A 12,061-nucleotide genomic window follows, 5' to 3' on the forward strand; every position below is an offset into this window, starting at 1 on the left:
GCGTAAAGAAAAAACGCCCGGCGCATGCCGGGCGTTTTGTTTTACAGGCCACCAGATTTGAAAGTCCGGCTGGCAGTCGAACCGTTGCTGGCCGGCGTTTTGCGCCCCAGCGTTTCCATGCGAACCTGGAACGGCGGGAACGGCATCTCAATGCCATGCTCTTCAAAGCCGCGCAGAATCAGCTGATGCAGCTCATGACGCAGCGGCATACGATGGCCCATCTCCGCCGCGTGCACGCGCAGCTCAAACAGCTGAATGCCCTGCTGCAGGTCCACCAGAAACACATCCGGCGCCGGCATATCCAGTACGTAGGTGCAGCGATCTGCCGCCTGCTTCAGGATGGTCGTCACCTCTTCGCTGTTAACGTGGGCCGGTGCCGGAATGGTCAGCACCACGCGCGTCACCGAATCCGACAGCGACCAGTTGACGAACTGCTCGGTGATAAAGGCCTTGTTCGGCACAATAATCTCTTTGCGGTCCCAGTCGGTAATGGTGGTGGCGCGCGTATTGATGCGGGTGATGCTGCCGGTCAAATCGCGAATTGTCACGGTATCGCCGATACGGATCGGTTTCTCAAACAGGATGATCAGGCCGGAGATAAAGTTGGCAAAGATCTCCTGCATCCCAAAGCCCAGTCCCAGACCCAGCGCCGCTACCAGCCACTGCAGTTTTGACCACTCCACGCCAATAATCGAAAAGCCAATCAGACCGCCGACCAGCATCAGCGCGTATTTGGTCAGGGTGGTAATGGCGTAACCGGTACCGGGCGACAGGCTGAGGTGTTGCAGCAGCGCCAGCTCCAGCAGCGCCGGCATATTGCGCACCAGCTGGGTGGTAATGATAAAGATCAGGATGGCGATCAGCACGGCACCCAGCGTAATGGGCTGTACGCTCTCGACGCCCTGCACCGTGGTGCTGGCATCCCACAGCGGAATGTTGTCGAGGAAGCTGAACGCGGAGTGAATCTCAGACCACAGCACAATCACCGACACCAGCGCAATCAGCGTCAGAATCGAGCGGACCAGCCGCAGCGACTGCGCGCTGATCGCATCCAGATCGATAATCGGCTCTTCGACTTCCACGGTATCGGTGCTGACGGCAGACTGCTGCTCTTTTTCCTCTTCGCTGCGCGCGCGGTTGGCCAGCATATCGGCACGACGCTGACGCGCGCGGTCAAAGGCGATGCGGCGGCGCTGAATCAGCATCCAGCGGCGAATGATGTGGTAAATCACCAGCAGGAAGAACCAGATGCCGACCGAGGTTTCCAGACGCGCCAGCAGCGCCTGCGCGGTGGCCAGATAGCCAATGCAGGAGGCCAGCGCCGCCACCAGCGGAATGGCGATCATCAGGTTCCACAGAATCCGGTTAACGAAGTTGTCGCCGTCGCCCTCTTTATCTAAATAGAGCGGGATACCGGCGCGTTTCAGGCTGACGGTGACAATGCTCAGCGCCCCGCAGATCAGAATAAAGCACAGGCGCCCCAGCGTGGCGGAGAACTGCGGATCGTCGAGATTGGCGAAAGCAATCAGCAGCATAATCAGCGGTACGATCAGGCCGACCGTCAGCGAGTAATAACGCATGGCGCGCGCGACCCGCGCCTGCGGCCAGCGGAAGTGCACGACAAACAGGCCGTCAGGACGAGCAAACGCCGCGCTGATCATGAACGCCCACAGCAGCGGCAGGGTGGCAGTGATGCCATCGCCAATCGCTACGGCAAACGGGTAAGGCCAGGCGTGCTGCAGGCCAAACCCGAGCGCGGCCCACAGCACCGGCAGCGGCACCGCGACCAGAATCGACCAGAAGACGGTGCGCAGCGTCAGGCTGAAGCGGTCCTGCGTCACTTTCCCCACGCGGCTGGCCGCGCGCGCCATAAAGGCGTTGTAGTGACGACGCGTGCTGATGCTAAAGCCCACCAGCAGAATGGCGCCAATAATTGGCAGCACCGTTTCGCGGTTAGTGAACATCATCGCCAGCGCTTTGCCCAGCTGGCCCAGCGTGTCCAGCGACAGCAGGCGCGTCAGATCGGTGGCCACGTCCAGCGGATATTTCAGGCCAACCGGGCTGACGTCGGCGGTCCAGAACAGATAGCGGTGCGTCGCCTCTTTGACTTCACTCAGCGCGTCCTGCAGCTGCGTATTGGAAACCTTCAGCTTGGTAATTTCCAGAATCAGCGTGTCGCAGCCGGAAATCAGTGAGTTCAGCAGTTCACGCTGGGTTTTCAGCTGGGCATCCAGAATGCGCGTCTGTTCACTGGTGAACGGCGTGCCGTCCGCCTGTTTCTCTTTGCGCAGCGCCTGCTGGCGCTCCAGCAGGTCTTCATAATGCAGCCGCTGCACGCGCAGCTGGCCCATTTCACTGTCGATCTGCTGGGATTTCGGCATCTCCGGCAGGCGCGCCACCTGCGCGCGCAGCGCTTCACCCAGCAGGTTCGACACGCCCAGCCACTGTGACTGCTCGCGCAGCGTGCTCAGCGCCTGGCGCACCTGCAATGTCTGATTGGTGGCGAGACGCTGCTGCGAGGCCACCAGATCCATACGCTGCGCCTGCTGATTCAGATCGGCGGAGAGCTCGCGGTTAACGCGGAACTGATCGCTGATGGAGGCCGGCAGATCGCCGCTGTTTTCCGCCAGCTGTTCGGTGCGCTCCAGCGCCAGTTCGGCTTCGCGCTGACGCTGGTTGTTGAGCTGATTGCGCAGCGCCTGCAGATAGTTATCCAGCTGGGTCGCTTTGCGCTGATGCACTTCCGCGCGCATGCGCGACAGCTCCTGACGGTTATTGGCCGACAGCTGCGCCAGCTCCAGTTCGTCAACCCGCGCTTTACTGGCAGCGCTCTCGGTCTGACGCGCATAAATCTGCGCCTGTGCCAGCGGGGTAGCGGCAGCCGCCACGCCCTGTGCGCGCCGTTCGCTTTCGGTCATGGCGCGCCGCGCATCGGTCTGCTGCTGCGGCAGCTGCGACAGAGAATCGCTGATTTCGCGGGCGCGATCCTGCTCCTGCTGCGCCTGGCGGCTCTCCTCCAGCAGCTGGCTGCTAACCTGCAGGATCTCCTGATCCAGCTCGGCATTGCTCATGTTGCTGCGCACTGGCTTGCTGCTGTCGGTCAGCGTGGCGATTTGCTGACGCAGCTCGCGCGCCAGCCGCGGGAAATCATCGATCACCTGCTGATACTGTTTCGCCCGTTCCAGCGAGTCGTCGCGTTCGGACAGGAAGTTAATTGCTGCTTCCAGCGCCTGCACCTGTTCGGCCTGGCTGGGCGAGCTTTTCGCGGATTTCGCCGTTTCCAGATCCTGTTTCAGCTGGCTGGCGGGTGGAACGGTGGCGGCAAAGACGGTGCTGCTGAGCACCAGGCTCAGCAGCAGAAAAAGAGAGGCGCGCACGGCGGTGTTTCCCGGAATTAGTCGATGAGCGGAGCGCTGTCGCCGGGCTGCGGCAGGGCGATAGCCAGCGGCTGACCCAGGCGGGTTTTGCTTTCGGCTTCAAGGCTTTCAGCCAGCTTAACGCGGTTCGGCGCGAACAGGTTGATCACCGTCGAGCCCAGCTTAAAGCGGCCCATCTCCTGACCTTTCAGCAGCACGACCGCGCCATCATGATCGGCCGATGGGTAGCGCCAGCGTTTGATCACCCCTTCGCGCGGCGGCGTCACGGTGCCGGCCCAGACGGTTTCGATGCTGCCGACAATGGTGGCGCCCACGAGGATCTGCACCATCGGGCCGTGATCGGTATCAAATACGCAGATCACGCGTTCGTTACGGGCAAACAGGTTCGGGATGTTGCGCGCGGTCAGCGGGTTAACCGAGTAGAGATCGCCCGGCACGTAGATCATTTCGCGCAGGATGCCGTTACACGGCATGTGCACGCGGTGGTAGTCGCGCGGCGCAAGGTAAGTGGTAACGAACTCACCGTCGACAAATTTTTCCGCCAGATCGTCATTGCCGGCCAGCAGCGCCTGCAGCGAGTAGGTGTGGCCTTTGGCCTGGAAGATCTGATCGCCAGCAATACGGCCCAGCTGGCTGATGGCGCCATCGGCTGGCAAGGCCAGCAGCGAAGCGTCCGGATCGATAGGGCGCGCACCCTCTTTTAACGGGCGTACAAAGAAGTCATTAAAGGTGCGGTAGCTGCCGGTGTGCGGCTTGCTGGCTTCCGCCATATCCACTTTGTAGAACCAGACAAAAATGTCGATGACCGCTTTGGTCAGCCAGCCAGCGCGGCGGCTGGCGCCCCAACCGGCGAGTTCGGTCAGCGCTTTTTTAGGCAGAATGTGATTCAGGCCGAGTTTAAAACGATCAAACACCGTTGCCTCCTGGCTTAATAACGTTTGGTTTACACAAAAGGGGGCGGATTGTAGCAGCGCCCCGGTCAGTTGGCGAATGTGCCGTTGTACCCGTTAATCTTCGCTGGCGGAAAAGTTTTTACGCGTTTTTACCTGCGCCATGCTCTCCAGAATACGGTGGTAGTTATCGAAGCGTGAAATGTCGATGATCCCGTTCTCCACCGCTTCGCGGATGGCGCAGCCAGGGTCGTTGTCGTGCTTGCAGTCACGGAACTTGCAACCGCCGAGAAATTCACGGAATTCGACAAATCCCTGGGTAATTTGTTCCGGCTCCAGATGCCACAAACCGAACTCGCGCACGCCAGGTGAATCGATGACATCGCCGCCGTGCGGGAAGTGATACAGCCGTGAGGCGGTGGTGGTGTGCTGGCCGAGGCCGGACACGTCCGACACATCATTAGTCAGGATCTCATCGCCTGCCAGGTCAAGGCCGAGCAGGTTGTTCAGCAGGCTGGATTTACCCACGCCCGACTGGCCGGCAAAAATGCTGACCCGGCCGGTGAGCGCCGCTTCCAGATCCTTCAGTCCATCTTTGGCGCGGCTCGACACCATCAGTACGCGATAGCCAATGTGGCGATAGATATCCATCTGCTCATCGACAAACGCCCGCGCGTCGTCATCCAGCAGATCGGTTTTATTCAGTACCAGCAGCGGTTCCACGCCGAGCGTTTCGCTGGCCACCAGATAGCGATCGATAATGTTCAGCGACAGCTCTGGCAGGATCGCCGACACAATAATGATCTGATCAATGTTAGCGGCGATCGGTTTCACGCCGTCATAGAAGTCCGGGCGCGTCAGCACCGTCTGGCGCGGGTGCACGGCTTCAACAATACCTTTGCCACCGTTTTCGCCGGCGGCGCGCCACACTACGCGGTCACCGGTGACCAGCGAGCGAATAGTGCGGCGAATATTACAGCGATGCACCTCGCCGGCGCTGTCTTCCACATCCGCGTGCATGCCAAAGCGGCTGATTACTACGCCCTCAGAGGCTTCACCAAACAGGCTGTCGTCCGGTTCCGGCTTTTCGTTCCGTTGCTGCAGACGACGCTGATGGTTGGCGCTGACGCGACGTTGTTGACCCTTCGACAATTTATTTTTGCTCACGCATCCTCTCACGCTTTCGCCAGGCTTCGCCCCGCTGGGCAAAACGTCTATGATACACCTTAATTCAGGCTAATGACGACTTTGGCAACAGGCGGGAAATGCATGACAGCGGGAAATGAAAACAATCTGATTTGGATCGACCTGGAAATGACCGGACTGGATCCGGAGCGCGATCGCATTATTGAGATCGCCACCATTGTAACGGACGCCAACCTCAACATTCTGGCCGAAGGGCCGGTGCTGGCGGTGCATCAGTCCGATGCGCAGCTGGCGCTGATGGATGACTGGAACGTGCGCACCCACACCAATAGCGGGCTGGTTGCGCGCGTAAAGGCCAGCCAGCATGACGATCGTGCGGCGGAGCAGGCGACAATTGCGTTTCTGCAGCAGTGGGTTCCGGCCAACACCTCACCGATTTGCGGCAACAGCATTGGCCAGGATCGCCGCTTCCTGTTTAAGTACATGCCGGAGCTGGAAGCCTATTTCCACTACCGCTATCTGGATGTCAGCACGCTGAAAGAGCTGGCGCGCCGCTGGAAGCCAGAGATTCTGCCAGGCTTTAAAAAAGCCGGTACGCATCAGGCGCTGGACGACATTCGTGAGTCCATTGCCGAGCTGGCCTACTACCGCGAGCACTTCCTGCAGCTGTAAATCAACGCGGGTGCGCAGGAAAGCAGCAGTTTGCCGATTAAAACAGCAAACGCGCGCAAAGCGCAAAATTTTGCTTTGCAACGCTTGCGGCGGGAAGGATTTCTCGTATAATGCGCACCCCGTACCGGTGAAGAATTTACAACAGGTACGGAGCAGTAAAAGTAACAAATGTTCTGAATCAGGTAGTTCAGTTGCGCTAAGGCGGTCAATGCCGCAGCAGATTGAAAGGCAATGATGCGGGAATAGCTCAGTTGGTAGAGCACGACCTTGCCAAGGTCGGGGTCGCGAGTTCGAGTCTCGTTTCCCGCTCCAGAACGTGCAGTAAAAAGTAATGCATCAGAATCAAGGATTTCAGCCGCGTCCAGGCCGTTAACGCCGCAGCGCAATGAAAGACGACGATTATGCGGGAATAGCTCAGTTGGTAGAGCACGACCTTGCCAAGGTCGGGGTCGCGAGTTCGAGTCTCGTTTCCCGCTCCAGTCTCTGTTGCAGTACGCCATCCAAATCACGGATTTAGTCTTTTTGCGGTTGTTGTGACTTAAGAATGCCGGTACATAATCGAGTATTTGAGTTTGCAACAAGGCGGCAACTGAGCGAATCCCTGGGAGCTTACACGAGTAAGTGACCTGGGTGAGCGAAGGCAGCCAACGCCGTGGCAGACTAAAATACGAAGATTATGCGGGAATAGCTCAGTTGGTAGAGCACGACCTTGCCAAGGTCGGGGTCGCGAGTTCGAGTCTCGTTTCCCGCTCCAGATTTTCATATTCACTAAAGTTATTTGCCCCCGGGCACAATCAGACATACAACTGCTGCAGTCGTTTTACCTGTGCGGTTCCGTTTGTTATCTGGAAATTTTGCACGCCGCGTGAGTGCCTGAGATGTCTGCGCCTGTTGCAGTAATCTTACAGGTTATCCACAATGCGCCCGCAACGTGCTGACGGCGTTTTACCCTATCTGCAAAACCGTTTTGAACAGAGTTATCCACAAGCTCTGGACAAGCCCCTGCGCGCAAAACCCGACGTAAATGTTTACAGTAATTATCTAACTCTATGTTTTTTATTGGGTAAATGATATTTCAGACTGTGAATGCCCCTTTTAGACGAAATAACGATCCACGTCACTATTCGGGGAAATAATTTTATTCACAGCATGTGGAAAAGCATAATATCCTGCGCGATTGCTCAATCATGCATCACGCGGTAACCCTTTCTCGACGGCGCGCACCAGCCGCTGCTGCTGTGCCGATTGCACCTCTATCGCCTGCGCCGCGCGCTTTTGCCGCTGCTGCGCTATCGCCCAGTCAATGTGCTCATCCAGCAGCGGATGTTCACCGCGCCGCTGTTCTAATGCCGTAAGATTCCCGGGTGCCCAGGGCGCATTACCCAGCGCCACAGCTACGTTACGCAGCCAGCGCAGATGACCGATGCGGCGAATGGCAGAGCCTTCCGTGACGCGCAGAAAACGGGCTTCATCCCAGCCGAACAGTTCGACCAGCTGCGGCGCGTGCAGCACCGCGCGCGGCGAAAAATCCTCTTCATCGGTCAGCTGACCATAGCGGTTCCACGGGCAGATCAGCTGGCAGTCGTCACAGCCGTAAATGCGGTTGCCGATCAGCGGGCGCAGCGCTTCGGGAATGGCGCCTTCCAGTTCAATGGTGAGATAGGAGATGCAGCGGCGCGCATCGACGACATAAGGTTCGACGATGGCGCCGGTCGGGCAGATGGTCATGCAGGCGACGCAGCGGCCGCACTGCTCTTGCTGCGGTTCGTCCACCGGCAGGGGGAGATCAATCAGCAGTTCGCCGAGGAAAAACCACGAACCGGCTTCGCGATTCAGCACCAGCGAATGTTTGCCGGTCCAGCCGAGTCCGGCTTTGACGGCAATCGGCCGCTCCAGAATTGGCGCGGAGTCGACAAACGGACGAAAATTGAGTTCGCCGCAGTGGGCCTGGATTTTTTCTCCGAGCTTTTTCAGTCGATTGCGCAATACTTTGTGGTAATCGCGGCCCAGCGCGTAGCGGCTGACATAACCCAGCTGTGGGTTTTTTAACGTGCTGGCAAACGCGGCTTTGGCCGGAAGATAGTTCATGCGCACGCTGATCACGCGCAGCGTGCCGGGCAGCAGTTCATGCGGACGGGCGCGCATCATGCCGTGACGCGCCATCCAGTCCATCTCGCCGTGATACTGTTTCTCCAGCCACTGCTGCAGTTTCGGCTCTTCGGCGCTCAGGTCGGTATCGCAAATACCCACCTGCTGAAAGCCGAGTTCGCGCCCCCACTGTTTAATCTGTTGAGCGAGCTGTTGAAGATCGAGAGGGTATGACATGAGAGACCAGGCAATTGAAGCAAACGCACGCAGTTTACCACACTCTGTCTGGCCTGCGCAGGCCATGCCGCAACTGGAGTGCGACGCCGCCGATAGCCTGGGCCTGACGCTGTATGAACTGATGCAACGCGCCGGGCAGGCCAGCTATGAACGGATTCGCCAGCAGTGGCCGCAGGCGCAGCACTGGCTGATTTTATGCGGCCACGGTAATAACGGCGGCGATGGCTACGTGGTGGCGCGGCTGGCGCAGGCCGCCGGGCTGAGCGTGACGCTGCTGGCCTGTGACAGCGAACGTCCGCTGCCGGAAGAAGCACAGCAGGCGCGCGACGGCTGGCTGGCGGCGGGCGGCGTGATTCATGCCGCCGACGCCGCCTGGCCGGAACACATCGACGTGATTGTTGATGCGCTGCTGGGCACCGGGCTGAATCGCGCGCCTGCCGCGCCTTATCAGTCGCTGATCGAACAGATCAACGCGCACGCCGCGCCGGTGTTTGCCGTCGATATTCCTTCCGGGCTGGTGGCCGCGACCGGCACCACGCCAGGGGCGGCGGTCGTGGCGGACTGCACGTTAAGTATGATTGCGCTGAAGCCCGGTCAGCTCACCGGCAAAGCGCGTGACCACGTCGGCGTGCTGCATTGCGCGACGCTTGGCCTGGACGCGTTTCTCGCTGGCGAGCCGGCGCCGATTCATCGCTACGCTGCAGCGGATTTACCGCGCTGGCTGAAGCCGCGCAAAGCCACCTCGCATAAGGGCGATCACGGCCGTTTGCTGGTGGTCGGCGGCGACAGCGGCACGGCCGGCGCAATCCGCATGACCGGCGAAGCGGCGCTGCGCAGCGGTGCCGGGCTTGTGCGGGTGTTAACGCATGAAGATAATATTGGTCCGATTCTCAGCGCACGGCCGGAGCTGATGGTGGATGCCCTGAGCGACGCGCGGCTGGACGACGCGCTGGCGTGGGCGGATGTCATCGCCATCGGCCCCGGTCTTGGCCAGCGGGAATGGGCTCAGAAGGCACTGAAAAAGGTGGCACTGAGTGAAAAGCCGATGCTTTGGGATGCTGATGCGCTTAACCTGCTGGCAATCAATGCAGATAACCGTCAGAATCGCATCATTACGCCGCATCCCGGCGAGGCAGCACGCCTGCTCGGGGTGAAAACCGCAGAGATTGAGAGTGACCGCTTACACGCCGCGCAGACCCTGGCAAACCGCTACGGCGGCGTGGTGGTGCTGAAAGGTGCCGGTACGGTAATTGCCAGCGCGACGGGCGACATGGCGATTGCGGATGTCGGCAATGCAGGCATGGCGTCCGGCGGTATGGGCGATGTGCTGAGCGGTATTATCGCCGCCCTGCTGGGCCAGCAGGCCACCCTGTTTGACGCCGCTTGTGCGGGCTGTGTCGCGCACGGTGCCGCGGCGGATGCGGTAGCGCGACAGCGCGGGACGCGCGGCATGTTAGCCACTGATTTGTTCGCACTGCTGTGGCAGTTTGTTAATCCAGAGATGATCCAACAATAAAGCATGAAGACCTGTGTTATTCCTTTGCCCGATGAGGCGGCAACCCTGAATCTGGGTGCGCAACTGGCCCGCGTTTGCAGCAGCGCGGTGGTGATCTATCTGTATGGCGATCTGGGTGCCGGTAAAACCACCTTCAGCCGCGGCTTTTTGCAGGCGCTTGGCCATCAGGGCAACGTCAAAAGTCCAACCTATACGCTGGTTGAGCCCTATCAGCTGGGCGACCGTAGCCTGTACCATTTCGATCTCTATCGCCTCGCCGACCCGGAAGAGCTGGAGTTTATGGGCATCCGTGACTACTTCAGCGGCGACGCGCTGTGCCTGGTTGAGTGGCCGCAGCAGGGCGCAGGTGTGCTGCCAGAGCCAGATCTGGCACTGACGCTAAGCTACGTCGCCAGCGCGCGCGCAGCGGAAATCAGCGCGCATTCGCCGCTCGGCAACACGCTGCTGCAGCAGTTTCAGCAGGGCAGGGAACCGGCATGATGTCACGCGTTACCGGGATGATGCTCGCCCTGCTGTGTCTGTTCTCCTCGTCGGCGCTGGCCGCGACACTATCGGATATCAAAGTCGATAACGGCGACAGCCAGGCGACGGTGACCCTGAGCTTCAACGGCCAGCCGGTGTATGGCTTCTTTCCGCTGCACAACCCGAACCGGGTGGTGCTGGATATTCGCCAGAGCGGCAATATTCAGGGGCTGCCGCTCAACTTTAGCGGCGAAAACATCGTTAAACGGATTCGTAATAGCCAGCCGAAGGATAAGCAGAGCATCCGGCTGGTGTTTGAGCTGACTCAGGCGGCAAAAACGCGCGCCAGTACGCAGCGCGACGGCAATCAGTACCGCGTGGTCTTCACCATCAGCGGCACCCAGCCGGCCAGACGCAGCACCGCGGCGGCACCGGTGACGCGTGCGCGCCAGAGCGACAGCGCTACGACCAGCCAGGGTAATCCGTTCAACGCCAATCCGGTGACGGCGGTGACCAGCAGCAACACCACGGTGCGTCCGGGCGGTGCTGTCAGCCGTAATGATGCGGTGATCGTGGCGATTGATGCCGGACACGGCGGTCAGGATCCTGGCGCGTCGGGCCAGCACGGCTTACATGAAAAGAATGTCACCATCGCCATCGCGCGGAAGCTCAAAGCGCTGATGGATCAGGACCCAATGTTTAAACCGGTGCTGACGCGTAACGGCGACTACTTTATTTCGGTGATGGGCCGTTCCGAGGTGGCGCGTAAAGAGAACGCTAACCTGCTGGTATCGATTCACGCCGACGCCGCACCGAATCACTCTGCCACCGGGGCTTCGGTTTGGGTGCTGTCCAACCGTCGCGCCAACAGCGAAATGGCTAACTGGCTGGAGCAGAAAGAGAAACAGTCTGAGCTGCTGGGTGGCGCGGGCGATCTGCTGGCGAACAGCCAGGCCGATCCCTACCTGAGCCAGGCGGTGCTGGATCTGCAGTTTGGCCACTCACAGCGCGTCGGCTATGACGTGGCGGTAAAAGTGCTGCAGCAACTGCGCGGCGTGACGCCGTTGCACAAGCGTCTGCCGGAACATGCCAGCCTCGGCGTGCTGCGTTCGCCGGACATTCCTTCTTTACTGGTTGAAACCGGCTTTATCAGTAACGCCGGGGAGGAGCGGCTGCTAGGCAGCAGCGCGTATCAGGAAAAGATTGCCCAGTCGATTTACAAAGGACTGCGTAACTATTTCCTCGCGCATCCGCTGCAATCGGTCCCAAAGGAGGAAAACCGGCCGCTGGATCGCGCACCAGCGGTTAGCGTCGCCAGCAACCCGGCGACCGGCACCGTGCAGTACACCGGTGCTACCCAGCGCCATACCGTAACGCGCGGCGAGACGCTGTCCGGCATCGCCGCGCGATACGGGGTCAGCATGGCGACGCTGCGCGAGCTGAATAACCTGAAGCGCGATGTGGTGTGGGTCGGCCAGCGGCTGAAAGTGCCGGCCGGTTCCGGCGTCAGCACCGCGGCCAGCCGTCCGGCGCGGCACAAAGTGGTGCGCGGTGATTCGCTGACGGCGATTGCCGCGAAGTACGGCGTCAGCCCGAAAGCCATCATGCAGGCGAATAACATGAAGTCGAGCAACGTAATGCTGGGGCAAAATTTAAAGATTCCACAATCCTGA

The 12,061-nt window shown here is 59.9% G+C and carries 8 protein-coding genes and 3 tRNA genes; 7 read left to right on the plus strand and 4 right to left on the minus strand.

The genetic code is table 11. The annotated features are described in order from the left end of the window. Nucleotides 1–41 precede the first annotated feature (41 nt). From mscM to rsgA, 3 genes are all read right to left on the minus strand, one after another. The gene (gene mscM / locus E7738_RS16020) at nt 42–3,377 is read right to left on the minus strand and encodes a miniconductance mechanosensitive channel MscM (protein ID WP_394515798.1); all 3,336 of its coding nucleotides are present in this window, start codon (nt 3,375–3,377) and stop codon (nt 42–44) included. Between the two features lie 17 nt (nt 3,378–3,394). After that, the gene (gene asd / locus E7738_RS16025) at nt 3,395–4,291 is read right to left on the minus strand and encodes an archaetidylserine decarboxylase (RefSeq protein ID WP_021508134.1); all 897 of its coding nucleotides are present in this window, start codon (nt 4,289–4,291) and stop codon (nt 3,395–3,397) included. 93 nt (nt 4,292–4,384) lie between these two features. Next, nucleotides 4,385–5,434, minus strand: coding sequence for a small ribosomal subunit biogenesis GTPase RsgA (rsgA, locus tag E7738_RS16030; protein WP_031279822.1), 1,050 nt, complete (start codon nt 5,432–5,434; stop codon nt 4,385–4,387). 102 nt (nt 5,435–5,536) lie between these two features. Here rsgA and orn point away from each other — a divergent pair, with 102 nt between their 5' ends. The 4 genes from orn (at nt 5,537) to E7738_RS16050 (ending at nt 6,839) form a co-directional block, all read left to right on the plus strand. After that, nucleotides 5,537–6,085, plus strand: a complete 549-nt coding sequence (orn, locus tag E7738_RS16035) for an oligoribonuclease (RefSeq protein ID WP_021508132.1) — start codon at nt 5,537–5,539, stop codon at nt 6,083–6,085. Between the two features lie 236 nt (nt 6,086–6,321). Next, nucleotides 6,322–6,397 (plus strand) — tRNA-Gly (locus E7738_RS16040). Nucleotides 6,398–6,488: 91 nt separating this feature from the next. Continuing rightward, a tRNA-Gly gene (locus tag E7738_RS16045) sits at nt 6,489–6,564 on the plus strand. A 199-nt stretch (nt 6,565–6,763) separates the two neighbouring features. Beyond that, nucleotides 6,764–6,839, plus strand: a tRNA-Gly gene (locus E7738_RS16050). Nucleotides 6,840–7,270: 431 nt separating this feature from the next. Here E7738_RS16050 and queG read toward each other — a convergent pair. Beyond that, nucleotides 7,271–8,410, minus strand: coding sequence for a tRNA epoxyqueuosine(34) reductase QueG (queG, locus tag E7738_RS16055; RefSeq protein WP_031279821.1), 1,140 nt, complete (start codon nt 8,408–8,410; stop codon nt 7,271–7,273). Here queG and nnr point away from each other — a divergent pair. From nnr to amiB, 3 genes are read left to right on the plus strand one after another with little or no spacing between them, the layout of a single operon-like run. After that, a complete protein-coding gene (gene nnr, locus E7738_RS16060) occupies nt 8,409–9,926 on the plus strand; it encodes a bifunctional ADP-dependent NAD(P)H-hydrate dehydratase/NAD(P)H-hydrate epimerase (protein ID WP_072217103.1) in 1,518 nt (505 codons plus the stop codon). The two genes, queG and nnr, sit on opposite strands and share 2 nt — an antisense overlap. Before the next feature lie 3 nt (nt 9,927–9,929). Further along, nucleotides 9,930–10,406 (plus strand): tRNA (adenosine(37)-N6)-threonylcarbamoyltransferase complex ATPase subunit type 1 TsaE, encoded by a 477-nt coding sequence (gene tsaE / locus E7738_RS16065; RefSeq protein ID WP_058771343.1) that lies wholly within the window; start codon nt 9,930–9,932, stop codon nt 10,404–10,406. Then, nucleotides 10,403–12,061 (plus strand): N-acetylmuramoyl-L-alanine amidase AmiB, encoded by a 1,659-nt coding sequence (gene amiB / locus E7738_RS16070; RefSeq protein WP_159377421.1) that lies wholly within the window; start codon nt 10,403–10,405, stop codon nt 12,059–12,061. Before tsaE ends, amiB begins: the two co-directional genes overlap by 4 nt.

The organism is Pantoea sp. SGAir0430, assembly GCF_043549295.1.